The organism is Roseococcus thiosulfatophilus, assembly GCF_017311575.1.
GTDB classification, from domain to species: domain Bacteria; phylum Pseudomonadota; class Alphaproteobacteria; order Acetobacterales; family Acetobacteraceae; genus Roseococcus; species Roseococcus thiosulfatophilus.
The window spans coordinates 27,559-53,041 of record NZ_JAFFQY010000022.1; the positions used below are offsets into that span (position 1 = coordinate 27,559).

A 25,483-nucleotide genomic window follows, 5' to 3' on the forward strand; every position below is an offset into this window, starting at 1 on the left:
GTTTTTTTGTGCCCTCAGGCGCCGGGCGGCCGCATCCGCGGCCTTGGCTTTCGGGCCCTGATCGGGCCCGCCGGCCGCACGTGCGGCCGGAGCGTGGGGAAGGCGTGCCGAATGCCCTCAGGCGCCGGGCGCCGCCTCCGGCGGCTTGGCTTCCGGGCCCTGATCGGGCCCGCCGGCCGCACGTGCGGCCGGATGCTCGTGGGGCAGCGCACTCCGCTGTAGGGCCCGCGCGCGTCGCGCCCCTCCCCTTCCTTCCCTTGCGCCCTCACCCGCCATATGGTGCAGCGCCAGGAATAGCCGATGACAGACACCAACACCCCCAGCCTGCTCCCCTACGAAGCCTGGGCCACGCGCGCGCTGCGCTCGGTGGTCGTGGACGCGCTCGAACATGCGGCGCGCGAGGGCCTGCCAGGCGAGCATCATTTCTACATCTCCTTCCGCACGGACCATCCGGGCACCTCCATCCCGGCCTTCCTGAAGGCGAAATACCCGCACGAGATCACCATCGTGATCCAGCACCGCTTCTGGGACCTGAAGGTGGACCGCGTGGCGCAGCGCTTCTCGGTGGGGCTGTCCTTCTCGGGCATCCCGGCCTCGCTCACCGTGCCCTTCGCGGCGCTGACCGCCTTCCAGGACCCGCACGCCCAGTTCGGCCTGCGCTTCCAGCCCGAATATGACGGCGAGGAGGACGCGGCCGACCTGCCGCCGCCCGAAGCCGCCGCGGCACCCGCCGAAACCCAGGAAGAACCCGCCCCCCAGCCACAGGTCGTCAGCCTCGACGCCTTCCGCCGCAAGCGCGACTGACACCCCGCCCGGAGCCCCGCACCTTGCTCGACAGCGCCACCCCCGCCCGTCCCGAAGGCTTCCACTACAGCCCGACCTTCCCCCTCGCCGAGGACAAGACGCCCTATCGCCGCCTGCCCATCGAGGGGGTGAAGGTCATCGAGGTGGACGGCAAGCGGGTGCTGAAGGTGCCGCCCAAGGCGCTGGAGGAGCTGGCCTTCGCCGCCTGCCGCGACGTGTCGCATCTGCTGCGCCCCGGCCACTTGGCGCAGCTTTCCTCCATCCTGAAGGACCCGGAGGCCAGCGCGAATGACCGCTTCGTGGCGCTGGACCTGCTGAAGAACGCGAACATCGCCGCCGGCGGCAAGCTGCCCATGTGCCAGGACACCGGCACCGCCATCGTCTTCGGCAAGAAGGGCCAGCGCGTCTGGGTCGAGGGCAATGAGGAGGAGGCGCTGTCCTATGGCGTCGCCCGCACCTACACCGAGACCAATCTGCGCTATTCCATGATGGCGCCGCTCTCCATGTTCGACGAGGCGAACACCGGCAACAACATGCCGGTGGAGTTCACCATCCTGGCCTCACCCGGCGAGGACCATGCCGACGAATTCCACCTGATGTTCGTGCTGAAGGGCGGCGGTTCGGCCAACAAGACCTTCCTCTACCAACAGACGCGCGCGGTACTGAACAAGCCCAAGCTGCTGGCCTTCATCGAGGAAAAGGTGAAGACGCTGGGCACCTCCGCCTGCCCGCCCTACCACCTGGCCATCGCCATCGGCGGCACGAGTGCCGAGGCCAACCTCAAGGCCGTGAAGCTCGCCTCCACGCGCTACCTGGATGGGCTGCCCGAGACGGGCGACAAATCCGGCCACGCCATCCGCGACCGCGCGCTGGAGGCCGAGATCCACAAGCTGACGCAGAATCTCGGCATCGGCGCGCAGTTCGGCGGGAAGTATTTCTGCCACGATGTGCGCGTGGTGCGGATGGCGCGGCATGGCGCGTCGCTGCCCATCGGCATCGGCGTCTCGTGCAGCGCCGACCGGCAGATCAAGGCGAAGATCACGGCCGAGGGCGTGTTCCTGGAGGAGCTGGAGCACGACCCGGCCAAGTATCTCCCCGAAGCGACCGACGACATCCTGGGCGGGGAGGTGGTGAAGCTCGACCTCAACCGCCCCATGGACGCCATCCGCGCGGAATTGGCGAAGCACCCGGTCAAGACCCGCGTCTCGCTCACCGGCACCATCGTGGTCGCGCGCGACATCGCGCACGCGAAGCTGCAGGAGCGGCTGGACCGCGGCGAGGGCCTGCCCGACTACATCAAGAACCACCCCGTCTATTACGCGGGCCCCGCCAAGACGCCGACGGGCATGGCCACCGGCAGCTTCGGCCCCACCACCGCGGGCCGCATGGACAGCTATGTGGCGGCCTTCCAGGCGGCGGGCGGTTCGCTGGTGATGCTGGCGAAGGGCAACCGCTCCCGCGCCGTGCGCGAGGCCTGCCAGAAGCATGGCGGCTTCTACCTCGGTTCCGTGGGCGGCCCGGCGGCGCGGCTGGCGCAGGACTGCATCCGTAAGGTCGAGGTGCTGGAATACCCGGAGCTCGGCATGGAGGCGGTGTGGCGGATCGAGGTGGAGGATTTCCCGGCCTTCATCGTGGTGGACGATAAGGGCAACGATTTCTACGAAGGGCTGGAGTGATGCAGCGCGCGCCGCGTTGCCCTTCCCTTTCCCTGGCACGTGGCCGCCTTCGGCGTCCACATGCTTGTTCGGCACGTGGCCGCCTTCGGCGTCCACATGACGGCAACGACTTCCACGAAGGCCTCGAGTGACCGACCGTCGCCTGCCCGCCCGCTACACCCTCGCCGTCACGGGATTCTTCCTGACGGCGATCATGACCTTCATCATCTCGGGCATATCCACCGTGATGGCGCTGGGTGTCTCGGTCATGGCGCTGGGCGCATGGCCCATCGCCTGGCTCACCTCCTGGGTGATCGCCTTCCCCACCGTGCTCGTCGTGCTGCCGCTCGTGCGGCGGCTGGTGGCACGCCTCGTCGCCCCCGTGTGAGGAATACCGCATGACCCGCCGCCTCATCTCCTCCGGTTCGAAGTTCGAAGAGGAAATCGGTTATTCGCGCGCCGTGGTGGACGGGGATTTCATCTTCGTCTCCGGCACCACCGGCTATGACTACGCGACCATGACCATCGTGGACGACGTGGCCGCGCAATGCGAGCAGACGCTGAAGAACATCAGCGCCGCCCTCGCCCAGGCCGATGCCACGCTGGCCGATGTCGTCCGCATGCTGGTCATCGTCCCGCGCCGCGAGGACTGGGCCCCCTGCTGGCCCATCCTGAAGAAGTATTTCGGCGAGACGCGCCCCGCCTCCACCCTGATCCACGCGCAGTTGCAGACCGACGCCATGCGCATCGAGATCGAAGTCACCGCGCGGCGCCAGCCCCGCAGCTAAGGACAGCCCAGATGCGCTTCGCCGTGGACCGCCTCGACCACCTGGTCATGACCTGCAAGGACGTGGAGATCACGGCCGCCTGGTACCAGCGCGTGCTGGGCATGGAGCGGGTGGAGTTCGGCCCGCACCGTCGCACCACCCTGCGCTTCGGCGGCCAGAAGATGAATTTGCGCCCGGTCGAGGCCACGCAATCTGAATGGTTCTCGGGCGTGGCGACGGCACCTGGCGGGCAGGATCTCTGCTTCATCGTCACCGTCAGCGCGCTTCAGGTGGTGGAGCATCTGCACCGCTGCGGCGTCATGGTGGAACAGGGGCCGGTGCCGAAGGATGGCGCGCTGGGGCCCATCACCAGCGTCTATTGCCGCGACCCGGACCAGAACCTGATCGAGATCGCCACCTACTCCGACTGAAAACCGAAGCGGCCCCTCATCCGCACGCCCCTCTCGCGCGTTTTGCGCGCGGGTGGGGGTGTCGGCGCGCCATGCTATCCTCCGCCCCACCACAAGGGGTTGAGGCCACATGACCACGCGCACCGAAACCGACAGCCTCGGCACGGTCGAGATTCCCGCCGAGCGCATCTGGGGCCCGCAGACCGAACGCGCCCGCCACCTCTTCGCCATTGGAACCGAGCGTTTCCCGCCCTTGCTGCTGCGCGCGCTGGGCCAGCAGAAATGGGCGGCGGCGGAGGCCAATGCGCGGCTGGACGAATTGCCGCGCCATTTGACGGACGCCATCCAGCAGGCGGCGCAGGAGATCATCGCGGGCCAGCGCGACGTGGATTTCCCACTGACCATCTGGCAGACCGGCTCCGGCACCCAGACCAACATGAACGCGAACGAGGTCATCGCGAACCGCGCCAACCAGCTGCTGGGCGCGAAGCTGGGCGCGCGGGCGCCGGTGCATCCGAACGATCATGTGAACCGCGGCCAATCCTCGAACGACAGCTTCCCCACCATCATGCACCTGGCGGCGGCCGAGGCCGCGCAGCGCCGCCTGAAGCCTGCCCTGGAACTGCTCGCCGCCAGCCTGAACGCCCGCGCCGAGGAATGGGCCGGCATCATCAAGATGGGGCGCACCCACCTGATGGACGCCGTGCCCGTCACGCTGGGCGGCGAATTCGCCACCTGGGCAAGGCAGGTGATCCATGGCGTCGCGCGGCTCGATGCCGCCATGCCGCGGCTGCTGCAACTGCCCCAGGGCGGCACCGCGGCCGGCACCGGCCTGAACCGCCACCCCGATTTCGACCGCATCTTCTGCGAGGTGGTGGCCACCCGCACGGGCCTCGCCTTCACGCCCAACCCCGACAAGTCCGAGGGCATGGCGGCGCATGACGCGCTGCTGGAACTGCACGGGGCGATGAACACCATCGCCGCCTCGCTGATGAAGATCGGCAATGACATCCGCCTGCTGGGCAGCGGGCCGCGCGCGGGGCTGGCGGAACTCGTCATCCCCGATGACGGGCTTTCCAGCTCCATCATGCCCGGCAAGACCAACCCCACCCAGAGCGAGGCGCTGACCATGGTCTGCGCCCAGGTCATGGGCAACCAGGTGACGGTCACCATCGGCGCGTCGCAGGGGCATCTGGAACTGAACACCTTCAAGCCCGTCATCATCCAGGCGGTGCTGCAATCCGCCACCCTGATGGCCGAGGCCGCCACCAGCTTCGCCCGCCACATGGTGGACAAGCTGGAACCCAACCACGCGCGCCTGGCCGAGAACCTGGCGAAGTCCCTCATGCTCGCCACCGCGCTGAACCCGCATATCGGCTATGACCGCGCGGTCGCCATCGCCAAGCGCGCCCTGCACGAGGACCTGACCCTGCGCGAGGCCGCCGAACGCGAGGGCGTCGCGGGCGAGGATTTCGACGCCTGGGTGAAACCGGAGGCGATGCTGCGACCGTGACAGGGCACCTGGTGAAGCGCAGCCTGCGGCTGGCGGGCCATGGCACCTCCATCGCGCTGGAACCCGCCTTCTGGGCCGCGCTCGAGGAGGAGGCCGCGCGGCGTGCCATGCCGCTGGCCGCCCTCATCGCCGAGCAGGATGCGGCGCGCGCCGACGCGGCGGAGCCGCTGACCAGCCGGCTGCGCGTCTTCGCGCTGGAATGCGCGCGGCGCGATCGCGCCTGACCCGCGGAGGCGGAACCCGTCCAAGGCGTGTCCCCGCCGCCAGCCAAGACCTCAGCGCAGCGCCGCCGCGCGGTCCATCGCTGCCAGTGCGTCGGCCGCGCCCAGCAGGCGCACCTGGCCCTTCAGCCGCAGGCAGACGCCCAGCACCAGGCCGCGCGCCAGCAGGCGCTCGGCGCAGGCCTCGCCGTGCCCGAGGGCCTCGGACACCACCTGATCCGGCAATTCGCCCACATGCGTGGTCACGGCCAGGTCGCGCAGGTCGCTGTCGGGGTCGAGGCTGTCGGCCGGGGCGCGGGAGATGGCCTGGTGGTCCGCATCCACGGCATTGGCGATGATGGTGGCCGCCGCATCGGCCTCGGGCGCGCGGGCGGCCAGCACCGTCACCGCATCGGCGATCCCGCGCGAGAAGCTGCGGCCCCGCCAGCCGGAGGTCGCGATGCCGCGCACCTCGTCCCGCCCCCGGATCACGGCCAACCCGTCGGGCGCCCCGGCCTCCGGCCCCTCCACCAGCCCGACCCGCAAGGTGCTGGCGGGCGAGAGGTGCAGCGCGATGTCGCCGCCATTGTTCACATGCGCGAGCTGCACGCCCGGCACGGCGGCGATGGCGGCCAGCACATGCTCGGCCACGGCCCCCGCCACGGCCGCCATGGGGGTGATGAAGGTGGCGCGGTGGGGCCAGGCGGCCTCGGCCATGCGGCGGGCGACGGGGTGGCGGAAGCTGGGCATCCGGCCCAGCAAAGGCGTGCGGAGCAGCGGCAATTCCAGCGCCAGCGCCGGCAGCAGGCCGGTCAGCGCCGCGGTGGCCGCCTCGCGCGCCTGGAGCACGGCGGGGCGCAACCCCTCGATGCCGATGACGAGATCAATGGGCCCGTCCTGCAGATGCAGCCGCCCATCGGGCAGCATGGCGCGCCGTGGCGCGGGCCAGGCGCTCATGCCCCCATCGGTCATGAGGGCGCGTCGGGCCAGGGGTTGGCGCGCGGCCAGGGGGCGTTCACCGCGGCCTCCGCATGGCGGGCGAGCAGGGTCTCGAGGGCGATGGCCTGGTCCACATGCCCTCCAAGTGCGGCGTAAAGCCCGGCGCGCAAGGTGAATTCGATGGGCGCCACCAAGGCGGGCGTGGGGACGTAACCAAAGGCATTGTCCGGGATGGCCAGCACATCGGCCATGATGGTGATGCCCCCGCCCGGCCAGAGGGTGCAGGGCGCGCCGCCCATGGTGACGCGCACCTCGCCCGCCTGGACGCTGCGGGTGAGCAGGATGGGGTTTTCCGTGACGCCCGCGCGCAGCGAACCGCCGGCGCCCGCCATGAAGAGGATGGAGGTCAGCGCCGGTTCGCAATTCTCGCCGATGCGGGCGACCGTCTGGGCCACGGAATCGGGCATCGGCGCCACCACGGGGCGCAAGGCCTCGTCCAGTTCCAGCCAGAGGGAATCCTCGCCCGTGGTGCTGGTCATCAGCACGCGCATGCCGGGCCAGGCGAGTTTCGCATCAATGCTCTCGATCAGCGTCAGCGGGTCCGTCACATCGGTCCCGCCCCAGCCGGTGCCGGGGTGGGCCACCTGGAAATAGCGCCCGGGGGTGGAGCGTCGGCCGCGCACGCGCAGGCCGGAGGGGCGCATGCTCAGGCAGCGCCCGGCCTGGTGCTCGGTGAGGACACCGGTGATGTGGTCGTCCACCACCACGACCTCGTCCACATGGCCCTGCCATTGCTGGGCGAAGATGCCGACCGCGGCGCTGCCGCAGCCGACCCGCATGCGCGTCTCGGCCACGCCGTTCACGATGGGCGCCGCACCCGCCTGGAGCGTGACGCGGGAGCCGCCGGGGATGGTCACCTCGATGGCCTGCTTGCGGCACAGCGCCAGCATGGCGGCGCAGGTCACCTGGCCCTCGCGCTTGGAGCCGCCCGTCAGGTGCCGCACCCCGCCGAGGCTCAGCATCTGGCTGCCATATTCGGCGGTGGTGACATGGCCGATCTGTTCGCCCTCATGCATCACCGGCGCGCATTCGGGGCCGAGGTGTCGGTCGGTGTCGATCTTCACCTTCAACCCGCAATAGCTGAAGATTCCCTCGGTCACGACCGTGACCGTGTCCACCCCCTCATGCTTCTGCGCCACGATGAAGGGGGCGGGCTTGTAGTCCGGATAGGTGGTGCCGGCGCCGATGGCGGTCACGAAGACCTGGGGCGCGGGGGTGACGCCGCCCGCCCAATCCTCGGCGGCATCCAGGAAGGGCACCAGCGGCGCGCCCTCCTCCACCGCCTGGTGCAGCAGCACCAGCGGATCGGTGCGGATGAGGCGGCCATCTTCATTCGCGTAACGGTGGCAGGCCCCGGCGCGGCCGGGGCGGATGCGGCACAGCACCGGGCAGGCGTCGCAGCGGACGATGCCCTCGTTCCCCTCGCGGGCGCCGAATTGCTCGGTCCGGTCGGTCATGGGCGGGCCGCCAGGTGGGGGTGTCGCAAATCCTGCCTCCGTCATCGCAACGGATTGTGCTTTCCCTTGGCGGCACGCTCAATCGGAAACTAGGCTGGGATATCAGGCGCAAGGGGGATTGGATGGCGCGGGTGCTGGTGCGTGGCATAGGACTGTTCTTCACGGGCGAGATGGACGCCCCCCTGCGGGAGGCGGACGCCCTGCTGATCGAGGGCGGGAAGGTGGCCGGCATCGGCCGCGCGGCGGATTTCGACCCGGAGGGCGCCACGGTCATTGACGCCAAGGGCTGCGCCGTCATGCCGGGCCTGATTGACAACCATGTGCATCCGGCCTTCGGCGACTGGACGCCGCGCCAGAACCAGCTGGGCTGGATCGAGGCCATGGTGCATGGCGGCACCACCACCCTGATCTCGGCCGGCGAGGTCCATCTGCCCGGCCGCCCGAAGGACCCGGTGGGGGTGAAGGCGCTCGCCATCGCCGCCCAGCGCTGCTTCAGCGCCTTCCGCCCCATGGGCGCGCGGGTGCTGGCCGGCGCCCCGGTGCCCGAGCGTGGCCTGACCGCCGCCGACTACGCCGAGATGGCCGCCGCCGGCGTGCGCTTCGTGGGCGAATTCGGCCTGGGCACGGTGAAGGACGAGGCCGAGGTGGTGGAGGTGATGGGCCATGTCCGCGCCGCCGGACTGAACGCCATGATCCATTGCGGCGGGCCTTCCATCGCGGGGTCCAACCTGATGCAGGCGCCGGTGGTGATCGCGGCCGATGCCGACATCGTGGCGCATATCAATGGCGGCCCGACCAGCCTTCCCGCCGCCGAACTGACGAAGGTGATCGAGGGCACGAAGCGCGCCATCGAGGTGGTGCACAACGGCAACCCGCGCAACGCCATCCACGCCATGAACGTGCTGCGGGAGATGGGCCGGCTGGACCGGCTGGTGCTGGGCACGGACAGCCCGGCGGGGTCGGGCGTGCAGCCGCTGGGTGTCATGCGGACCATCTCGCTGCTGTGCAGCCTGGGCGGGCTTGATCCGGCCATCGCCATTGCCGCGGCCGGCGGCAACACGGCGCGCTGGCGGGGCATCGAGGCCGGGACCATCGCGGTGGGGCGCCCCGCGGACCTGGTGTTCCTGGACGCCCCCATCGGCGGGGCGGGCAGCGATGCCGCCCAGGCCTTCGGGTTCGGCGAATTGCCCGGCATCGGCATGGTGATGGTGGACGGCGAGGTGAAGACCGGGCGCAGCCGCAACACGCCCCCCGCCGCGCTCATCCCGGAGGTGCTGGCATGATCATCCGGAAATACCTCTCGCTGGTGGAGGAGGTGGCGCTGGAACAGGGCCAGACCGTGACGCCCCCCATCCGCCGCGCCGTCGCCGCCTGCGTGCTGCAGAACCCCTTCGCGGGACGCTATGTCGAGGACCTGGCGCCGCTGATCGAGGCGGGCGAGGCGCTGGGCGCCGAACTCGCCGCCCGCGCCGTGGCCGCGCTGGGCATTCCGGGGGAGGCAGGCCACAGCTTCGGCAAGGCCGCCGTGGTGGGCGAGGGGGGCGAGCTGGAACACGCCGCCGCCCTGCTGCACCCGAAGATGGGCGCGCCGGTGCGCGCCGCGCTGGGCAAGGGGCCGGCGCTGATCCCTTCCGCCAAGAAGCGGGGCGGCATGGGCACGGCCATCGACATCCCGCTCGGCCACAAGGATGCGGCCTTTGTCCGCTCGCATTTCGACGCCATCGAGTTCCGCTGCACGGATGCGCCCATGGCCGGCGAAATCCTGCTCTGCCTGGCGCTGACCACCGGGGGGCGGCCGCTGCCGCGCATTGGCGGGCTGGAGGTGAAGGACATCATGGGGACGGATGGCTTGAGATGAACGCAGGCGGGCCGTGCCGATGAATGACCAGATTCGCCTGGTGCTGAATGGGGCCCCCCGCACCCTGCCCCCGCACCAGAGCCCCACCACCACCCTGCTGGACTGGCTGCGCGCCGAGGGGCTGACCGGCGCCAAGGAAGGCTGCGCCGAGGGCGATTGCGGCGCCTGCACCGTGGTGCTGGAGGGCGCCGATGGCGCCCGCACGCCCGTGAATGCCTGCCTCTGCGTGCTGGGCCAGCTGCATGGCCGCGCGATCCGCACCGTGGAGGGGCTGGGGCCGCAGCACACCGTCCCCCGCGCCCTGGCCGAAGCCGATGCCACCCAATGCGGCTTCTGCACGCCCGGCATCGTCATGTCCGCCTGGGCCCATACGCGCGAGGGCGGGGACCCGCATGAGGCGCTGGCGGGCAATCTCTGCCGCTGCACGGGCTATCGCCCCATCCTGGACGCCATGGCCCGCATGCAGGATGACGGCGCGGCGCCGCCCGCCCCCATGGTCCCGGACAGCGCCAAGTTCGGCGGCTTCCATCTGCCGGCCTCGCTGGACGAGGCGCTGGCGCTGCGCGCCGTGCGGCCCGAGGCCCTGGTGCTGATGGGCGGCACCGATCTCGGCCTGCGCTTCTCGGAACACCGGGAACACCCGGCGCAGGTGCTCTGCCTGCTGAACGTGGCCGAGATGCGGGGGGTGGAGGTGCGCCCCACCGGCCTCAGGATCGGCGCCGCCGCCAGCTATGCCGAATGGCTGCGCGCCTGCCGCGCGGACGCCGCCTGGGCGCCGCTGGTGCCCTATCTGGCGCGGCTGGGCTCGCGGCAGATCCGGGGGCTGGGGACGGTGGCGGGCAATCTCGGCACGGCCTCGCCCATCGGGGATGCGCTGCCGGTGCTGCTGGCCTTGGGCGCGGTGGTGGAGGTGGCGCAGCTGCGCGGCGTGCGGCACATCCCGGTGGGGGAGTTCCTGACGGGCTATCGCCGCAACGCCCTGGTGCCGGAGGAGCTGATCGTCGCCATCCACCTGCCCCGCCCGCCGGAGGGCGCCTTCCTGGCGGCGGAAAAACTCTCGCGCCGGCATGACCAGGACATCAGCGCCGTGTCCCTGGCCGCGCTCATCACCTTCGAGGACGGTGTGGTGCGCGAGGCGCGGCTGGCCTTCGGCGGCATGGACGCGACGGCCCGCCGCTGCGCCCCGGCCGAGGCCGCCTTGCGCGGTCGGCCCCTGGATGATGGCGCCCTGGCCGGCGCGGGCCAGGCGCTGGACTTCGCGCCCATGGCCGACTGGCGCGGCAGCGCCGAGTTCCGGATGGAGGCCGCGCGGGGCCTGCTGCGGCGCCTGGCGCTCCGCCATGCCGGGCTGCCCGCGGAGATCTTCGCATGATGGATGGCAGCAGCTTCCGCCTGAAGCATGCCGGCCAGGCCCTGCGCCATGACAGCGCGCTGAAGCACGCGACGGGCGAGGCGCGCTTCCTGGACGACATGCCGGAGCCCGCGGGCCTGCTGCACGCGGCACTGGTTCTCTCTCCGCTGGCGCATGGGAGGCTGGACGCGCTGGACACCCAAGCCGCCGGCGCCATGCCGGGCGTGGTGCGGATCATCACGCCCCAGGACATTCCGGGCGAGAACGACATCGCCCCCATCGCGACCGGCGAGGTGATGCTGGCCGAGCAAATGGTTGAACATCACGGCCAAGCGCTGGCCATCGTGGTGGCCCAGACCCGCGACGAGGCCTTGCGTGCCGCTGCCGCCGTCACCGCCGCGATCACGCCGCTGCCCCCGGTGCTGAGCATCGAGGAAGGTCTGGCGCGCGAGGCCTGGATCATCAAGCCGCAGACCATGGTGGCGGGCGATGCGGCGGCCGCGCTGGAGGCCGCGCCGCACCGCCTCTCGGGCGAGTTCCGCGCGGGCGGGCAGGAGCATTTCTACCTGGAAGGGCAGATCGCGCTCGCCATCCCGGGCGAGGAGGAGGAGATGCTGGTGCATTCCTCCACCCAGCACCCGACCGAGGTGCAGCACATCGTGGCCCGCGTGCTGGGCGTGCCTTACCACCGTGTCACGGTGCAATGCCGCCGCATGGGCGGGGCCTTCGGCGGCAAGGAGAGCAATGCGAGCTGGATCGCCGCCGCCGCCGCCCTGGCCGCGCGGCTGACGGGCCGCCCCGTGAAGCTGCGCCTGCCCCGCCGCGCCGATATGGCGGCCACGGGCAAGCGCCACCCCTTCCTCTATCGCTGGAAGGTGGGCTTCGACGATGCGGGACGGCTGCTTGGGCTGGACGCGCTGCTGGCGGGGGATGGCGGGCATTCGGTGGACATGTCGGGCGGGGTGGTGTTCCGCGCGCTGACCCATGCGCTGAACTGCTATGGCGTGCCGGCGCACCGCATCACGGCCTGCGCGGTCAAGACCAACCATGTCAGCAACACCGCCTTTCGCGGCTTCGGCGGCCCGCAGGGCGCGCTGCTGATGGAGGAGGTGCTGCACGCGGTCGCCGCGCATCTGGGCCGGGATGTGGACCAGGTGCGCGAGGCCAACTTCGCCAGCCGCACCCCCTATGGCCAGGAACTGGACCCGAGCCTGACGCGCCGCGTCCTGGCCGAGGCGAAGCAGGATGCCGGCTGGGAAGCGAAGCGCGCCGAGATCGCCGCCTTCAACGCCGCCCACCCCACGCTGCGGCGCGGGCTTGGTTCCTTCGTCTGCGCCTTCGGCATCAGCTTCGGCATTGTTCATCTGAACCAGGCGGGTGCCTTGGTGCATGTCTACACCGATGGCTCCATCCGCCTCGCCCATGGCGGGACGGAGATGGGCCAGGGCCTCTTCATCAAGGTGGCGCAGGTGGTGGCGGAGGTGTTCTCCGTGCCGGTGGAGAGCGTGGGCCTCAGCGCGACCTCCACCGCCGAAATCCCCAACACCAGCGCCACCGCCGCCAGCACGGGCAGCGATTTGAATGGCTGGGCCGCGCATGCCGCCGCGACCACGCTGCGCGAACGCATGGCGGAGGTGGCCGCGCAGCATTTCGGCTGCCCGGTGGAGGAGGTCGTCTTCGAGGATGGCCAGATCTTCCCGGGCGGCGCCGGCAGCAACAAGCGCCTGACCTTCGGCGAGTTGGCGAAGCTGTGCTGGAAGGCGCGCGTCAGCCTTTCCGCCACCGGCTTCTACAAGACGCCCGACATCCACTGGGATGCCACGGCGCTGAAGGGCGAACCCTTCCATTATTTCACCTATGGCGCCGCCGTGGCCGAGGTGCTGCTGGACACGCTGACGGGGGAGCATCGCTGCCTCTCCGCGCATCTCGTGCAGGATTGCGGGCGCAGCCTGAACCCGGCCATTGACCTCGGCCAGATCGAAGGCGCCTTCGTGCAGGGCATGGGCTGGCTGACCACCGAGGAATTGTGGTGGGACGGGCAAGGGCGGCAGCGCACGCTGGGGCCCTCCACCTACAAGATTCCCGGCTCGCGCGACGTGCCGCCGGTGCTGCACACGCGGCTGCTGGCGGGCTCGGCCGGGCGGGCGCGGACGCTGTTCCGCTCCAAGGCCGTGGGCGAGCCGCCCCTGCTGCTGGCCACCGCCGTGGTCAACGCGCTGCGGGACGCGGCGGGGCTGGTCCACCTCGATTTGCCGGCCACCCCGGAGCGGCTTCTGCTCAATTTAAAGGCAATAAAATCGGGGCCGTAAAGGCGCTTGCATGTCGCTGCGGGCTTGGCCATACAGGCATGGCTGGGCTGCGGAATAAGCAACCCGGCAGGGACACAAGCCGCCGGGGCAAACCCCGGATTCAACAATGGCGTGGGGGACGGATCCGGGTGAGCGACATCATCCTTCAGACAGAGAATCTGACGAAGGAATTCCGCGGCTTTCTGGCCGTCCAGGACGTCAACATCAATGTGCGGCGGGGCACCATCCATGGGCTGATCGGGCCCAATGGCGCGGGCAAGACGACCTGCTTCAACCTGCTCACGAAATTCCTGATCCCGACGCGCGGGAGCATCACCTATGACGGGCGCGACATCACGCGGATGAAGCCCGCGGAGGTGGCCCGCCTCGGCCTCGTGCGCTCCTTCCAGATCTCGGCGGTCTTCGCGAACCTGACCGTGCTGGAGAATGTCCGCATGGCGTTGCAGCGCCAGCGCGGCGCCAGCTTCGACTTCTGGCGCTCGGAGAAGGTGCTGCGGCAATATGACGACCGCGCGCATGAATTGCTGGCCGATGTGGGGCTGACCGAATACGCGGACCTGCGCGCGGGTCAGTTGCCCTATGGCCGCAAGCGCGCGCTGGAGATCGCCACCACGCTCGCGATGGACCCCGCGATGATGCTGCTGGACGAACCCACCGCCGGCATGACGCATGAGGATGTGGACCGCATCGTCACCCTGGTGAAGCGCGTCTCGGCGGGCCGCACGGTGCTGCTGGTGGAGCACAACCTCAAGGTCGTGGAGGGCCTCTGCGACCGCATCACGGTGCTGGCCCGCGGACAGATCCTGGCCGAGGGCGACTACGCCGCCGTCAGCCGCAACCCGGAGGTGCAGGCGGCCTATCTCGGCACCGACCCCTCCTCCGTCGGCGTTCCGGAGGGCGCGCACCATGGCTGACGCCCCGCTGCTCCAGGTGAAGGGCCTCGAGGCCTGGTATGGCGAGAGCCACGTGCTGCATGGCGTGGACATCCACATCCATGCCGGCGAGGTGGTGACGCTGCTCGGCCGCAACGGCGCGGGCAAGACCTCCACCCTGCGCTCCATCATGGGGCTGGTGGGGCGGCGCGCCGGCTCGGTGAAGTATGAGGGGCGGGAGCTGATCGGCGCGCGGTCGGACATCATCGCGCGCGCGGGCATCGGCTATGTGCCGGAGGAACGCGGCATCTTCGCCTCGCTCTCGGTCTACGAGAACCTGATGCTGCCGCCCGAGGTGCTGCCGGGCGGGCTTCCCGTCCCCACCATCTATGAGCTGTTCCCGAACTTGCAGGAGCGCCGCAACAGCCCGGGCACCAAGCTCTCGGGCGGCGAGCAGCAGATGCTGGCCATCGGCCGCATCCTGCGCACCGGGGCCAAGCTGCTGCTGCTGGACGAGCCTTCCGAGGGGTTGGCCCCCGTGATCGTGCAGCAGATCGGCCGCACCATCCGCGAGCTGAAGAGCCGCGGCTTCACGGTGCTGCTGGTGGAACAGAATTTCCGCTTCGCGCAGACGGTGGCGGACCGCCACTACGTCATGGAACACGGGCGGGTCGTGGACATGGTCAGCAATGCGGAGCTGAACGCCTCCATGGACCGCCTCCACGAATATCTGGGCGTCTGAGACCGACAAGAAGCGGCCGGACCGGAAACCCCAAGGAAGGAAACCCAAGGAAATGACCACCACCACCCGCCGCACCTTACTCGGGGCCGCCGCCACCGCGCCGGCCTGGGGTGCGCTGCCCATGTCGCGCGCCCGCGCGCAGGCGGCCAACACCGTCCGCATCGGCGTGCTGACCGACATGTCGGGCACCTTCCGCGACCTGAACGGGCCGAACACGGTCGCCGCCACGCGGCTTGCCATCCAGGAATTCGCGGCACGCGGCTTCAACGTGGAAATGGTGGTGGCCGACCACCAGAACCGCCCCGATGTCGCCACGGCCACCGCCCGCCAATGGTTCGACCGCGACAATGTGGACGTGGTGACCAGCCTGGCCGCCTCCTCGGTCGCGCTGGCCGTGGCGGACCTCGCGCGTGAGCGCAACAAGGTGGCCATCGCCACCTCCACCGCCACCTCGGACCTGACGGGCCGGGCGTGCAGCCCCAACACCATCCACTGGGTCTATGACACCTACATGCTGTCCAAGGTGGCGGGTGCGGCCATGGTGCGCGCCGGCGGCGACACCTGGTTCTTCCTGACCGCGGACTACGCCTTCGGCCATGCGCTGGAGCGCGACACCACGGGCTTCGTGCGCGCCGCCGGCGGCCGCGTGCTGGGCAGCGTCCGCACGCCCTTCCCCGGCACGACCGACTTCAGCTCCTTCCTGCTGCAGGCCCAGGCCAGCCGCGCGAAGGTGATTGGGCTGGCCAATGCGGGCGTTGACACCATCAACTCCATCAAGCAGGCGGCGGAATTCGGCATCACGCGGCGCGGCACCAAGATCGCCTCGCTGCTGCTGTTCATCACCGACGTGCACGCGCTGGGGCTGGAGGTCGCGCAGGGCCTCGTCTGCGCCAACACCTTCTACTGGGACCTGAACGACGGCACGCGCGACGTGTCGCGCCGCATCCTGGCGCTGGCCGGCGGCGACATGCCGGTGGCCATGAGCCATGCGGGCGACTACGCAGCCAACCTGCACTACCTGAAGGCCGTGGCCGACCTGGGTGTCGCCGCCGCCAAGGCCAGCGGGCGCGACACCGTGGCGCGCATGAAGGCCATGCCGACCAATGACCTGGCCTTCGGCGAGGGCCGCATCCGCGAGGATGGCCGCAAGCTGAACCGCGCCTACCTGTTCGAGGTGAAGACCCCGGCCGAAAGCCGCGGCCGGCACGACTACTACAAGCTGCTGCAGTCCACCGACGCCGAGGAGCCCTGGCGGCCCCTGGCCGAGGGTGGTTGCGGCTTCATCCGCAGCTAAGGCGGCAACGCGCACCAGGAGGAAGGACCCCCCATGACCACCACTTCCCGCCGCACCCTGCTGGGCGCCGCCGCGACGGCGCCCGTGTGGGGCGCGCTGCCCTATCGCTCGGCCCGCGCCCAGGCGGCCAACACCATCCGCATCGGCGTGATGAACGACCAGTCGGGCCTCTACCGAGACCTCTCGGGCCCCGGCTCCACCCAGGCCGTGCGCCTCGCGGTGCAGGAGAGCGGCATCACGCAGCGCGGCGTGAATGTCGAGGTCATCCAGGCGGACCACCAGAACCGCCCGGATGTCGGCTCCACCGTGGTGCGGCAATGGATTGACCGCGACAATGTGGACGTGATCGTGGACGTGCCCACCAGCTCGGTGGCGCTGGCCGTCAACACCATCGTGCGCGAGCGGAACAAGGTGTTCCTGAACTCGGGTGCCGCGACGTCCGACCTGACGGGCGCGCAGTGCAGCCCCAACACCGTCCACTGGACCTATGACACCTGGATGCTGGCCAACTCGACCGGCGGCGCGATGGTGGCCGCCGGCGGGCAGACCTGGTTCTTCATCACGGCCGACTACGCCTTCGGTCATGCGCTGGAGCGTGACACCGGCGCCTTCGTCCGCCAGGCCGGCGGCCGCATCGTCGGCAGCGTCCGCACGCCCTTCCCGGGCACGACGGATTTCAGCAGCTTCCTGCTGCAGGCCCAGGCCTCCCGCGCGCAGGTGATCGGGCTGGCCAATGCCGGCGGCGACACCATCAACTCCATCAAGCAGGCCGCCGAATTCGGCATCACGCGGCGCGGCGTGCGGCTGGCGGGGCTGCTCGTCTTCGCGACCGACGTGCATTCCCTGGGCCTGCAGACGGCGCAGGGCCTGGTGCTGACCGAGACCTTCTACTGGGACCTGAACGACAAGACCCGCGCCTTCACCCAGCGCCTGGGCCCGATGCCCAACGACACCCGCCCCTCGATGGTGCAGGCGGGCTGCTACTCCTCCGTGCTGCACTACCTCAAGGCGGTGGGCGACATGGGCGTGGCCGCGGCCAAGGCGAATGGCGTCGAGGCGGTGAACCGCATGAAGGCCATGCCGACCAGCGACGATGCCTTCGGCGAGGGCAGCATCCGCGCCGATGGCCGCAAGCTGCACCCCGCCTACCTGTTCCAGGTGAAGACGCCGGAGGAGAGCCGCGGCGCCTGGGACTACTACAAGTTGCTGCAGACCGTGCCCGCCGACCGGGCCTTCCGCCCCATGGCGGACGGCAACTGCGCCATCGCCCGCAGCTGACCTGACGCGTGACGGGGCGGGGGCAACCCCTGCCCCTCCTTACCCCCCGGGAGAAACGAAAAGATGGCACACCTCAATCGCCGCGCACTGCTGGGTGGCGCGGCCGCCACCGCCGCCTTCGGCGCCCTGCCCGCCCATGTGGCGCGGGCGCAGGCCGCGAACACGGTCCGCATCGGCGTCCTCAACGACCAGTCCGGCCTGTATCGTGACGTGAACGGGCCCGGCTCCGTCGCCTGCGTGCGCCAGGCCATCCAGGATTCGGGCGTCACCGCCCGCGGCGTGAATGTCGAGGTGGTGGTGGGCGACCACCAGAACCGCCCCGATGTCGGCTCCACCATCACGCGGCAATGGATTGACCGCGACAATGTGGACGTGATCCTGGACGTGCCGACCAGCTCCGTCGCACTCGCCGTCAACACCATCGTGCGCGAGCGGAACAAGATCTTCCTGAACTCGTCCGCAGCCACCTCCGACCTGACGGGTGCGCAGTGCAGCCCCAACACCATCCACTGGACCTATGACACCTACATGCTCGCCAAGAGCACGGGTGGGGCCATGGTGCGGGCGGGCGGCGACACCTGGTTCTTCATCACCGCCGACTACGCCTTCGGCCATGCGCTGGAGCGCGACACCTCGGGCTTCGTGCGCGCGGCCGGCGGCCGGGTGTTGGGCCAGGTCCGCACGCCCTTCCCGGGCACGACGGATTTCAGCTCCTTCCTCGTGCAGGCGCAGTCGTCGCGCGCCAAGGTGATCGGGCTGGCGAATGCCGGCGGCGACACCATCAACTCCATCAAGCAGGCCGCCGAGTTCGGCGTGACGCGCCGTGGCACGAAGCTCGCCGCGCTGCTGATGTTCATCAGCGACGTGCACAGCCTGGGGCTGGAGACGGCGCAGGGCCTCGTCTGCACCGAGAGCTTCTACTGGGACCTGAACGACCGCACCCGCGCCTTCACCCAGCGCGTGCTGCCCTCCATGCCGGGCGGGCTGCGCCCGGGCATGGGCCAGGCGGGCTGCTACTCGGCCATCATGCACTACCTCAAGACGGTGGCGGAGATGGGCGTGCCGGCGGCGCGCGCCAGCGGCGTCGAGACGGTCAACCGCATGAAGGCCCAGCCCACCAATGACGACGCGATGGGCGAGGGCACGATCCGCCCCGATGGCCGCCGCATCCAGCCCGTCTACCTCTTCGAGGTGAAGACGCCGGCCGAAAGCCGCGGCGCCTGGGACTACTACAAGCTGCTGCAGACCACGCCGGCCGCCGAGGCCTTCCGCCCGCTGGGCGAGGGCAACTGCGCCCTGGTCCGCAGCTGAGGAATACCCCCGGGCCACGCGGCCCGGGGGCGCGTGTGACTTCACCGGGGCACGGCCGCCCCGCCCTGCCCGGCACGTTCGCGTCGGGCGTGGTGGGGCGGCCGAACCCTTGCCAGGGATGACTGATTCCGATGGACGAGATCTTCGGCATACCCGCGCCATTGCTGTTCGGCCAGCTTCTGCTGGGGCTGATCAACGGGGCCTTCTACGCCCTGCTGTCGCTCGGCCTCGCCGTCATCTTCGGCATGCTGAACGTGATCAACTTCACCCACGGCGCGCAATTCATGATGGGCGCCTTCGTGGCCTGGATGCTGCTGCACTATTTCGGCATCGGCTACTGGTGGGCCTTGCTGCTGGCGCCATTGATCGTGGGCTTCACCGGCGTGGTCATTGAAAAGACAATGATCAGTCGATTGTACAAGCTCGATCACCTGTACGGGCTGCTGCTGACCTTCGGCGTGGGCCTCATCATCGAGGGGCTGTTCCGCAACCAGTATGGCAGCTCCGGCATGCCCTACCGCATCCCGCCGGAACTGCAGGGCGCGTGGGATCTCGGCTTCATGTTCATGCCGGTCTATCGCGGCTGGGTGGTCATCGTGGCCATCGTCATGTGCCTCGCCACCTGGCTGGTCATCGAGAAGACCAAGCTCGGCTCCTACCTGCGCGCGGCGACGGAAAACCCGGCGCTGGTGCAGGCCTTCGGCATCAACGTGCCGCGGATGATGACGCTGACCTATGGCGCGGGCGTGGCGCTGGCGGCCTTCGCGGGGGTGCTGGCGGCGCCGATCTACTCGGTGAACCCGCAGATGGGCGCCAACCTCATCATCATCGTCTTCGCCGTGGTCGTCATCGGCGGCATGGGTTCCATCCTCGGCTCCGTCGTCACGGGCTTCGCGCTCGGCGTCATCGAGGGCTTCACCAGGGTCTTCTATCCGGAGGCATCCGCAACCGTGATCTTCGTCGTCATGGCCATCGTGCTGCTGCTGCGGCCCGCCGGCCTGTTCGGGAGGGCCTGAGCCATGGCCGGTCCCGGTTTCTCCGGAGGGGATTTCAAGCACGAGGAACAGGTGTTCCTCGGCTTCACCCGCACCCAGCTCATCGCCTTCGTGCTGATGGTGGTGCTGGTGGTGGTCAGCCCCTTCTACTTCTACCCCGTCTTCCTCATGAAGGTGCTGTGCTTCGCCCTCTTCGCCTGCGCCTTCAACCTGCTGATCGGCTATGTGGGGCTGCTCAGCTTCGGGCATGCGGCCTATTTTGGCATGGGCGGCTACCTGGCGGGCCACGCGGCCAAGGAATGGGGCCTGCCGCCCGAGATCGCCATCCTGATCGGCGGGGCCACGGGGGCCATCCTGGGCCTGGTCATCGGCGCCATCGCCATCCGGCGCCAGGGCATCTACTTCGCCATGATCACCCTGGCCTTCGCGCAGATGGTCTACTTCTTCTGCCTCCAGGCGCCCTTCACGGGCGGCGAGGACGGCATCCAGTCCATCCCGCGCGGGGTGCTGTTCGGGGTGTTCAACCTGAACTCCGACATGACGATGTACTGGCTGACGGCGGGCGTCTTCCTCATCGGCTTCCTGCTGGTGCACCGCATCGTCCACTCGCCCTTCGGCATGGTGCTGAAATCCATCCGCGAGAACGAGCCGCGCGCCACCTCGCTCGGCTACCGCACCGACGACTACAAGCTGATGGCCTTCGTTCTGTCCGCCGCGCTGTCGGGCGTGGCGGGTGGCACCAAGTCCATCGTCTTCGGCATCGCGACCCTGACCGACGTGTTCTGGACCATGTCGGGCGAGGTGGTGCTGATGTCGCTGGTCGGTGGTCTTGGCACCATCTTCGGCCCGGTGATGGGGGCCGTCGTCATCATCACCATGCAGAACTACCTGGCCGAGTTCGGCGCCTGGGTGACGGTGATCCAGGGCGTGATCTTCGTGCTCTGCGTGCTGGCCTTCCGGCGCGGCATCGTGGGCGAGATCGGCAACTGGCTGAAGGTGCGGCTGTAGGCCGCGCCTCAAGGCGCCGCCCCGTGCGGGCGGTGCCACCCGCCGGCTGTTGCCGCCCTTCCCGAAAACACGACACATTGCGCGCCGGCCCGCCACTTCAGGCGGGTCGGAGATGAGGAACCCCATGCCCACCCGCCTCTTCGCCGTCGCCCTCTGCGCGGCCCTCGCCATCCCCACCGCCCTGCCCGCCCAGCACGCGGGCCATGCGGGGCACACCGAGCTCACCACCATCAACGGCGTCGCGCCGCGCGGCGTCTATCGCCCGCTGGAAGAGGTGGTGGTGCTGCTGGACGTCACGGCCTCGGACGGGCAGCGGCTGGTCGTCACGCGCGGTATCCGGCGCGCGGGCACGCGGGCGCCCATCCATGTGCACGAGCATGGCGGGCACACCTGCGTGCTGTCGGGCACCATCACGGATTTTGTGGAAGGCCACCCGGACACGGTCTGGCCCGCGGGCAGCTGCTACTACATGCCGGCGAACACGCCGATGACGGCGGCCAATCTCGGCACCGAGGACGCGGTGCTGATGGACACCTTCAAGCTGCCGCCCGGCGCGCCCACCATCACCATCGTGGAGCAGGGTCTGCCGCGCTGAGCGGCGTGCGCCTCAGGTGAATCCGGGCGCGCGGGCCGGCGCGCCCCAGCCCTGCACGATCTTCTCCACGGCCCGGCCCGCGCGCAGCACCAGCGCATCCTCGAAGGGCCGCCCGACCAGCTGGGCGGAAAGCGGCAGCCCCTCCGGCGACAGCCCGGCCGGCATGGAGAGCGCCGGGTTGCCCGTCACGTTGAAGGGCATGGTCTGGATCTGCGCGGGCCCGGGCATGTCCGGCGGGAAGGCGGAGAAGGGCGGTGCCGGCGTCAGCGCGCAGGCGGTCAGCAACAGGTCGTGCTGGCGGAGGGCCACGCGGTTGACGGCTTCCGACAGCTCGCGCCGCAGCCTTTGCGCCTGCATGTAGTCGGCGGCGCTGAGCGCGGCCCCCACGGCCAGCCGCATGAAGAAGATCTCGCCGTATTCCTGTGGGCGCGCGCGCAGATCCTGTTCATGGATGGCAAAGGCCTCGGACAGCAGGATGACGCGGCCGCAGGCGTTGAACAGCGCGTAGTCCGGCAGGATCACGTCCTCGACGATGGCGCCCGCATCGGCCAGGGCGTCGGCCAGGCGGTCCAGCGCGGCGATGGTCTCGGGTGTCACGCCCTCGGCCTCCAGGTAAAAGTGGCGCGGCCGGCCGATCCGCAGCCCCGCCACGCCGTCCTCCAGCCCCGACAGGAAGTCCGGCACCGGAAGCGTGGCGCTGGCGGGGTCCGCGGGGTCGTGGCCGGCGATGACCTGCATGCGCGAGGAGCGCAGGCGTGGGATGGCGTCGGGCGCCGGCGCCTCGATCCAGTCCACCTGGCCCGAGAGGAGGGCGGCCGTGCGGGTGGAGGCCTCGGGCATGGGCAGCAGCACCAGCCGGTCATGCCGGGGCACGCGCGCCTGGTCCCAGTAGTCGGGGTTGCGCACCAGCTCCAGCCGCTCACCCGGCACCATGCGGCCGAAGCGATAGGGGCCCGTGCCGGAGGGGTTGCGCGCGAAGGCGTCGGCATCGTGGTTCACCTCGGCCGAGCGGCGCGGGCTCACCATCATCAGGAAGCTGACATTGTAGGGGAAGAGGCTGTCCGGCTGCCGCGTGGTCAGCGCCACGGTGTATTCGTCCACCACTTCCGCGCTTTCGAAATTGCCGAGATAGGCGCGGGCGAAGGCGAATTGCCGCGCGTTGAACTGCGGCGCGCTCTCCTTGGTGAAGCGGTCGAAGTTCCACACGATGTCGGCGGCCGTCAGCGGCGATCCGTCATGGAAGCGCACGTCGCGGCGGATGGTGAACAGCCAGCGGCGGTTGTTCTCGGGGTCTATGCGCCATTCGGTGGCGAGCCCAGGGCGGATGTCCGCCACCACGTCGCTGCGTGACAGATCCCACAGCGTCAGCGAGTCGTAGAGGTTGTAGCCGACGAAGCGCCAGCCCTCGAAGCCCTGGTCAGGAATGCCCGCGGTCAACGGGATGTCGCCCGCCGTCATCGCCACGCGCAGCACCGTCTCCCGCTGGGCGGCGGCCGGAGCGGCGATCACGAAGGAAATGGCCGCAAGGCCGGCGCAGAGCGAAGCAAGGCGTCTCTTCATGTCAGCTCCTCATCGGCGCGCCATGCGGCGCGACGGTGCTGGGTGGAGTGACTGTCGCCCTTCCCGGTGCCCCCTTTGATGGGGCTGGGACAAGCCTAAAGTGGTGCCGATGCGGCGATGCAACATGAAACCGACATTGCAGCGGAATGCGGTGATGCGGGGGAAGCGGAGCGCGCCCAGGTGACGCGCCCCCTCGCGGGGTGCCGCGCCGCCTCTATCGCCCGCGGGAGGAGGCGTCGCGCGACATCACGGCCTTCGACGGGTCGTGACGCGTGGCATAGGGCTTGCGAGCACCATCACGAATTTCGTGGAGAGCCAATTCGACACCGCCTCGCCGGCCATTCGCCGATGACGGCGGCCCATCTCGCTCCGGCACGTGGCGCTGACGCTCACGCCGCGCGCAGGGCCTCCAGGAAGCGGTCCACGCGCACGCGCAGCGTGCCGGCCGGGGTGGTGAGCTGGTCGGAGACGGCGCGCAGTTCCGATCCGGCCGAGGCCGCGGCCCGTGCGCCGGTCAGCAACTCGCCCGTCTGCTCGGCCACCTCGGTGGTGCCGGCCGCCGCCTGCGCCACCGCCCGGCCGATCTCCTTCGTGGCGCTGGCCTGTTCCTCGGCCACGCCGGCCACCTGGGTGGCCAGCAGGCTGAGCGCCTCGATGGAGTTGCCGATGCTGCGGATCGCGGCCACGGCCTCTCCCGTCTCCGCCTTCATGGCCTGGATCTGCGTCGCGATCTCCTCGGTGGCGCGGCCGGTCTGGGCGGCCAGGTTCTTCACCTCGCTCGCCACCACGGCGAAGCCCTTGCCGGCCTCGCCCGCGCGCGCCGCCTCGATCGTGGCATTCAGCGCCAGGAGGTTGGTCTGGCCGGCGATGGAGGCGATCAGGCCGCTCACGTCGTTGATGCGTTCGGTCACCTTCACCAGGCCCTCGACCACGGTGTTGGTGGTGCGCGCCTCCTGTTCCGCGCGGGCCGCGAGGTCCGCGCTCTCGGTCACGCGGCGCGCCACCTCGGAGACGCTCGCCGCCAGCTCCTCGGTCGAGGCCGCGACCGCCTGCACGTTCTGCGAGGCCGTGCCGGCCGCGGCCGCCATCGTCTCGGCATGGGATTGCGCGGAGGCGGAGGTGCGCCCGATCATTTCCGCGGCCGCGTCCAGGGGAATGCTGGCATTGGAGAGGTCCGCGAGGAGGCGGCCCAGCTCCTCCTCGAAGTCGCGGATCAGGGCCTCGCTGCGCTCGGCGCGGGCCATCTTCGCGGCCTGCTCGGCCGCCGAGGCCGCCGCCAGTTCCTGCGCGGCCAGGGCGTTGCGGCGCAGCACCTCCAGCGCCTCGGTCAGCGCGCCCAGTTCATCCGCATGGGCATGGGCCGGGATGGGCGTCTCGTGGCGGCCCTCGGCCAGCAGGCCCACCGCGGGCGTCAGCCGCCCCAGCGGCGCCACGATCCGGCGCAGCAGCAGCCAGGTGGCGCCGGCCAGGAGCAGCGCGACGATGAGGACGAAGCTGGCCAGCATGAGGATGCGCAAGGTGGAAGCCTCGCGCAGCGCGGTGGCGCGCGCGTCGGCCTCGGCCAGGGCGGCGTCCATCAGCACCACGGGCATGCGGCTGAGCGGGGGGCCGAAGGCCGAATAGGCCTCGAGGCTCATGGGATAGGGCTGGCCCGCGCGTCCCGCCTCGAACAGCGCGCGCACCTGCGCCAGGCCCTCATCCACGAACCGCCGCTGAACCTCTGCCTGCGCCGCGGCCAAGCGGGGCGGGGCGCCCAGCAGGGCCACCTCCTCGCGCAGCCGCTCCCAGATGGCATCGCGCACGGCGCTGTGCGTCAGCACGGCCTCCACCTCGCCGGGGTTCAGCGGGCGGCCGCTGCGGATGGCGCCGCTGATGGGCAGCAGCCCGCGTGTGGTGGCGGAGCGCAGCTCCCGCGTGCCGCGCGCGACCTGCAGCAGGTTGCCGAGTTCAGGCGCCTGCTGGGTGAGGCGGGCATGGACCTTGGACGTCGCCTCCTGCACCTGCTCCAGAAGGGCGTCGAAGATGGGAATGGGGCGCAGCGCCTCGGGGGTCCGGCGCTCGGCCAGCGGCAGGGCGATCGCGGCATAGAGGGGCGGGCGCAGCGCCGAAAGCCGCGCGGAGGCGTTCTCCAGCGCCTGCTGCTGGGGCGCCAATTCCGGCAGGGCGGCCGCGCGCAGGGCGGCCAATGCCGCGGCGAGGGTGCGGTCGGTATCGGCCGCCATCTCGCGCAGTTCCTGGATCTGCGTGGGCGTCGCCGCGACCGGCACGTTGCTCCGGATGAAGGCGAAGGAACGTTCGAAACCCATGGCGTCCGCGAGGCGCAGCAGGCTTTCCGCGGCGGCGATCTTGCGGCTGGCCTCGATGGCGTCCGCGCGGTGGTCCCATTCCTGCCAGGCCATGCGTCCCGCCATGAGCGAGGCCACGGCGAACACCACGACCATGACGGCGGGAACGAGCTTCCGGATGTGCATGCAACCCTCTGAGCCAGGCGTGGGCGCGGCCATG

General features: G+C 70.3%; 23 protein-coding genes. 19 read left to right on the forward strand and 4 right to left on the reverse strand.

Going from position 1 to position 25,483, the window contains the following annotated elements; all coding sequences use genetic code 11:
• Positions 1 to 300: 300 nt before the first annotated feature.
• The 7 genes from JTN19_RS09365 to JTN19_RS09395 all read left to right on the forward strand — a co-directional run bounded on the left by JTN19_RS09365 (position 301) and on the right by JTN19_RS09395 (position 5,373).
• Positions 301 to 804, forward strand: coding sequence for an SspB family protein (locus JTN19_RS09365; RefSeq protein ID WP_206931717.1), 504 nt, complete (start codon positions 301 to 303; stop codon positions 802 to 804).
• Positions 805 to 827: 23 nt separating this feature from the next.
• Positions 828 to 2,480 (forward strand): FumA C-terminus/TtdB family hydratase beta subunit, encoded by a 1,653-nt coding sequence (locus tag JTN19_RS09370; protein ID WP_206931718.1) that lies wholly within the window; start codon positions 828 to 830, stop codon positions 2,478 to 2,480.
• Between the two features lie 127 nt (positions 2,481 to 2,607).
• Positions 2,608 to 2,847 (forward strand): DUF2798 domain-containing protein, encoded by a 240-nt coding sequence (locus tag JTN19_RS09375; RefSeq protein ID WP_340643302.1) that lies wholly within the window; start codon positions 2,608 to 2,610, stop codon positions 2,845 to 2,847.
• A gap of 10 nt (positions 2,848 to 2,857) precedes the next feature.
• A complete protein-coding gene (locus JTN19_RS09380; RefSeq protein WP_206931719.1) occupies positions 2,858 to 3,247 on the forward strand; it encodes a RidA family protein in 390 nt (129 codons plus the stop codon).
• A gap of 11 nt (positions 3,248 to 3,258) precedes the next feature.
• Positions 3,259 to 3,657: a VOC family protein gene (locus JTN19_RS09385; protein WP_184382301.1), complete on the forward strand. Its 399-nt coding sequence runs from the start codon at positions 3,259 to 3,261 to the stop codon at positions 3,655 to 3,657.
• 109 nt (positions 3,658 to 3,766) lie between these two features.
• Positions 3,767 to 5,149: a class II fumarate hydratase gene (locus JTN19_RS09390; RefSeq protein ID WP_206931722.1), complete on the forward strand. Its 1,383-nt coding sequence runs from the start codon at positions 3,767 to 3,769 to the stop codon at positions 5,147 to 5,149.
• Positions 5,146 to 5,373 (forward strand): ribbon-helix-helix domain-containing protein, encoded by a 228-nt coding sequence (locus tag JTN19_RS09395; RefSeq protein ID WP_206931724.1) that lies wholly within the window; start codon positions 5,146 to 5,148, stop codon positions 5,371 to 5,373. The genes JTN19_RS09390 and JTN19_RS09395 overlap by 4 nt, the downstream gene beginning before the upstream one ends.
• A gap of 51 nt (positions 5,374 to 5,424) precedes the next feature.
• Here JTN19_RS09395 and JTN19_RS09400 read toward each other — a convergent pair whose 3' ends face one another.
• Both JTN19_RS09400 and JTN19_RS09405 read right to left on the reverse strand, forming a co-directional pair.
• On the reverse strand, positions 5,425 to 6,306 hold the full coding sequence (locus JTN19_RS09400) for a UPF0280 family protein (RefSeq protein ID WP_206931726.1): 882 nt from the start codon (positions 6,304 to 6,306) through the stop codon (positions 5,425 to 5,427).
• 11 nt (positions 6,307 to 6,317) lie between these two features.
• The gene (locus JTN19_RS09405; RefSeq protein WP_206931728.1) at positions 6,318 to 7,805 is read right to left on the reverse strand and encodes a 6-hydroxynicotinate reductase; all 1,488 of its coding nucleotides are present in this window, start codon (positions 7,803 to 7,805) and stop codon (positions 6,318 to 6,320) included.
• A 122-nt stretch (positions 7,806 to 7,927) separates the two neighbouring features.
• Between JTN19_RS09405 and JTN19_RS09410 the strand changes: the two genes are divergently transcribed.
• The 12 genes from JTN19_RS09410 to JTN19_RS09465 all read left to right on the forward strand — a co-directional run bounded on the left by JTN19_RS09410 (position 7,928) and on the right by JTN19_RS09465 (position 21,418).
• Positions 7,928 to 9,088, forward strand: a complete 1,161-nt coding sequence (locus JTN19_RS09410) for an amidohydrolase family protein (RefSeq protein ID WP_206931733.1) — start codon at positions 7,928 to 7,930, stop codon at positions 9,086 to 9,088.
• Positions 9,085 to 9,663 (forward strand): amino acid synthesis family protein, encoded by a 579-nt coding sequence (locus JTN19_RS09415; protein WP_206931734.1) that lies wholly within the window; start codon positions 9,085 to 9,087, stop codon positions 9,661 to 9,663. The genes JTN19_RS09410 and JTN19_RS09415 overlap by 4 nt, the downstream gene beginning before the upstream one ends.
• Positions 9,664 to 9,682: 19 nt before the next feature.
• Positions 9,683 to 11,035 carry a xanthine dehydrogenase small subunit gene (locus JTN19_RS09420; protein ID WP_206931737.1) on the forward strand — a complete coding sequence of 451 codons (1,353 nt, stop codon included), beginning with the start codon at positions 9,683 to 9,685 and terminating at the stop codon, positions 11,033 to 11,035.
• On the forward strand, positions 11,032 to 13,323 hold the full coding sequence (gene xdhB, locus JTN19_RS09425; protein WP_242531019.1) for a xanthine dehydrogenase molybdopterin binding subunit: 2,292 nt from the start codon (positions 11,032 to 11,034) through the stop codon (positions 13,321 to 13,323). Before JTN19_RS09420 ends, xdhB begins: the two co-directional genes overlap by 4 nt.
• Positions 13,324 to 13,451: 128 nt before the next feature.
• Positions 13,452 to 14,237: an ABC transporter ATP-binding protein gene (locus tag JTN19_RS09430; RefSeq protein WP_340643303.1), complete on the forward strand. Its 786-nt coding sequence runs from the start codon at positions 13,452 to 13,454 to the stop codon at positions 14,235 to 14,237.
• The gene (locus tag JTN19_RS09435; RefSeq protein ID WP_206931740.1) at positions 14,230 to 14,937 is read left to right on the forward strand and encodes an ABC transporter ATP-binding protein; all 708 of its coding nucleotides are present in this window, start codon (positions 14,230 to 14,232) and stop codon (positions 14,935 to 14,937) included. Before JTN19_RS09430 ends, JTN19_RS09435 begins: the two co-directional genes overlap by 8 nt.
• Positions 14,938 to 14,989: 52 nt before the next feature.
• Positions 14,990 to 16,231: an ABC transporter substrate-binding protein gene (locus JTN19_RS09440; RefSeq protein WP_206931741.1), complete on the forward strand. Its 1,242-nt coding sequence runs from the start codon at positions 14,990 to 14,992 to the stop codon at positions 16,229 to 16,231.
• Positions 16,232 to 16,264: 33 nt separating this feature from the next.
• Complete coding sequence (locus JTN19_RS09445; protein WP_206931743.1) at positions 16,265 to 17,509, forward strand: ABC transporter substrate-binding protein; 1,245 nt, start codon at positions 16,265 to 16,267, stop codon at positions 17,507 to 17,509.
• Between the two features lie 63 nt (positions 17,510 to 17,572).
• On the forward strand, positions 17,573 to 18,820 hold the full coding sequence (locus JTN19_RS09450) for an ABC transporter substrate-binding protein (RefSeq protein ID WP_206931745.1): 1,248 nt from the start codon (positions 17,573 to 17,575) through the stop codon (positions 18,818 to 18,820).
• 131 nt (positions 18,821 to 18,951) lie between these two features.
• Positions 18,952 to 19,836: a branched-chain amino acid ABC transporter permease gene (locus JTN19_RS09455; RefSeq protein ID WP_206931747.1), complete on the forward strand. Its 885-nt coding sequence runs from the start codon at positions 18,952 to 18,954 to the stop codon at positions 19,834 to 19,836.
• Between the two features lie 3 nt (positions 19,837 to 19,839).
• Positions 19,840 to 20,823, forward strand: a complete 984-nt coding sequence (locus tag JTN19_RS09460; RefSeq protein ID WP_206931749.1) for a branched-chain amino acid ABC transporter permease — start codon at positions 19,840 to 19,842, stop codon at positions 20,821 to 20,823.
• Positions 20,824 to 20,947: 124 nt separating this feature from the next.
• Positions 20,948 to 21,418: a cupin domain-containing protein gene (locus tag JTN19_RS09465; RefSeq protein ID WP_191083348.1), complete on the forward strand. Its 471-nt coding sequence runs from the start codon at positions 20,948 to 20,950 to the stop codon at positions 21,416 to 21,418.
• A gap of 12 nt (positions 21,419 to 21,430) precedes the next feature.
• On the opposite strand, the gene JTN19_RS09470 is transcribed toward JTN19_RS09465, so the two are convergent.
• Both JTN19_RS09470 and JTN19_RS09475 read right to left on the reverse strand, forming a co-directional pair.
• The gene (locus JTN19_RS09470) at positions 21,431 to 22,978 is read right to left on the reverse strand and encodes an ABC transporter substrate-binding protein (RefSeq protein WP_206931750.1); all 1,548 of its coding nucleotides are present in this window, start codon (positions 22,976 to 22,978) and stop codon (positions 21,431 to 21,433) included.
• Positions 22,979 to 23,367: 389 nt separating this feature from the next.
• Positions 23,368 to 25,449 carry a HAMP domain-containing methyl-accepting chemotaxis protein gene (locus JTN19_RS09475; RefSeq protein ID WP_206931751.1) on the reverse strand — a complete coding sequence of 694 codons (2,082 nt, stop codon included), beginning with the start codon at positions 25,447 to 25,449 and terminating at the stop codon, positions 23,368 to 23,370.
• Positions 25,450 to 25,483 lie beyond the last annotated feature (34 nt).

What these genes read in the sequence shown, in the direction of transcription:
- JTN19_RS09460 (WP_206931749.1), top strand. Translation starts at nt 19,840, where the DNA reads ATGGCCGGTCCCGGTTTCTCCGGAGGGGATTTCAAGCACGAGGAACAG.
- JTN19_RS09415 (WP_206931734.1), top strand. Translation starts at nt 9,085, where the DNA reads ATGATCATCCGGAAATACCTCTCGCTGGTGGAGGAGGTGGCGCTGGAA.
- JTN19_RS09455 (WP_206931747.1), top strand. Translation starts at nt 18,952, where the DNA reads ATGGACGAGATCTTCGGCATACCCGCGCCATTGCTGTTCGGCCAGCTT.
- JTN19_RS09400 (WP_206931726.1), bottom strand. Translation starts at nt 6,306, where the DNA reads ATGAGCGCCTGGCCCGCGCCACGGCGCGCCATGCTGCCCGATGGGCGG.
- JTN19_RS09420 (WP_206931737.1), top strand. Translation starts at nt 9,683, where the DNA reads ATGAATGACCAGATTCGCCTGGTGCTGAATGGGGCCCCCCGCACCCTG.
- JTN19_RS09445 (WP_206931743.1), top strand. Translation starts at nt 16,265, where the DNA reads ATGACCACCACTTCCCGCCGCACCCTGCTGGGCGCCGCCGCGACGGCG.
- JTN19_RS09465 (WP_191083348.1), top strand. Translation starts at nt 20,948, where the DNA reads ATGCCCACCCGCCTCTTCGCCGTCGCCCTCTGCGCGGCCCTCGCCATC.
- JTN19_RS09435 (WP_206931740.1), top strand. Translation starts at nt 14,230, where the DNA reads ATGGCTGACGCCCCGCTGCTCCAGGTGAAGGGCCTCGAGGCCTGGTAT.
- JTN19_RS09380 (WP_206931719.1), top strand. Translation starts at nt 2,858, where the DNA reads ATGACCCGCCGCCTCATCTCCTCCGGTTCGAAGTTCGAAGAGGAAATC.
- JTN19_RS09365 (WP_206931717.1), top strand. Translation starts at nt 301, where the DNA reads ATGACAGACACCAACACCCCCAGCCTGCTCCCCTACGAAGCCTGGGCC.
- JTN19_RS09440 (WP_206931741.1), top strand. Translation starts at nt 14,990, where the DNA reads ATGACCACCACCACCCGCCGCACCTTACTCGGGGCCGCCGCCACCGCG.
- JTN19_RS09450 (WP_206931745.1), top strand. Translation starts at nt 17,573, where the DNA reads ATGGCACACCTCAATCGCCGCGCACTGCTGGGTGGCGCGGCCGCCACC.
- JTN19_RS09410 (WP_206931733.1), top strand. Translation starts at nt 7,928, where the DNA reads ATGGCGCGGGTGCTGGTGCGTGGCATAGGACTGTTCTTCACGGGCGAG.
- JTN19_RS09390 (WP_206931722.1), top strand. Translation starts at nt 3,767, where the DNA reads ATGACCACGCGCACCGAAACCGACAGCCTCGGCACGGTCGAGATTCCC.
- JTN19_RS09470 (WP_206931750.1), bottom strand. Translation starts at nt 22,978, where the DNA reads ATGAAGAGACGCCTTGCTTCGCTCTGCGCCGGCCTTGCGGCCATTTCC.
- xdhB (WP_242531019.1), top strand. Translation starts at nt 11,032, where the DNA reads ATGATGGATGGCAGCAGCTTCCGCCTGAAGCATGCCGGCCAGGCCCTG.
- JTN19_RS09385 (WP_184382301.1), top strand. Translation starts at nt 3,259, where the DNA reads ATGCGCTTCGCCGTGGACCGCCTCGACCACCTGGTCATGACCTGCAAG.
- JTN19_RS09405 (WP_206931728.1), bottom strand. Translation starts at nt 7,805, where the DNA reads ATGACCGACCGGACCGAGCAATTCGGCGCCCGCGAGGGGAACGAGGGC.
- JTN19_RS09475 (WP_206931751.1), bottom strand. Translation starts at nt 25,449, where the DNA reads ATGCACATCCGGAAGCTCGTTCCCGCCGTCATGGTCGTGGTGTTCGCC.